The sequence below is a fragment of the Sulfitobacter sp. HI0129 genome, assembly GCF_001635395.1.
Classification (GTDB): Bacteria; Pseudomonadota; Alphaproteobacteria; order Rhodobacterales; family Rhodobacteraceae; genus Sulfitobacter.
Window position 1 is genome coordinate 1 of sequence record NZ_LWGH01000069.1, and the last position, 359, is coordinate 359.

General features: G+C 59.6%; 1 protein-coding gene. It reads right to left on the minus strand.

Features of this window, described 5'->3' with window-relative positions; genetic code table 11:
* On the minus strand, window positions 1-359 hold a 359-nt coding region (locus A3764_RS00750; protein WP_201722378.1), incomplete at both ends, for a cbb3-type cytochrome c oxidase subunit I.

The window sequence follows — 359 nt, forward strand, 5'->3', positions numbered from 1 at the left end:
CTTGCCGGAAAAGGTCGCGATCACCTCCGAATAGATGCCGAATGCAGGCAGGATCAGGATGTAGACCTCCGGATGGCCAAAAAGCCAGAACAGGTTCGCATAGTTCATCATGTTGCCGCCCGACCCGGCGGTGAAGAAATGGAACCCCGCGTAGCGATCCAGCGCCAGCATCAGCGTGGCCACCGTCAGCGGAACCATGGCAAAGATCATCAGGATGGACGTGCACAGCGCCGTCCAGCAGAACAGCGGCAGACGGAACAGCTCCATCCCCGGGGCGCGGTTCTTGTAAAGCGTGGTCGCGAAGTTGATGCCGGTCAGCGTGGAGCCAAGCGAACTGAGCGTTACCGCCCAAATCCAGT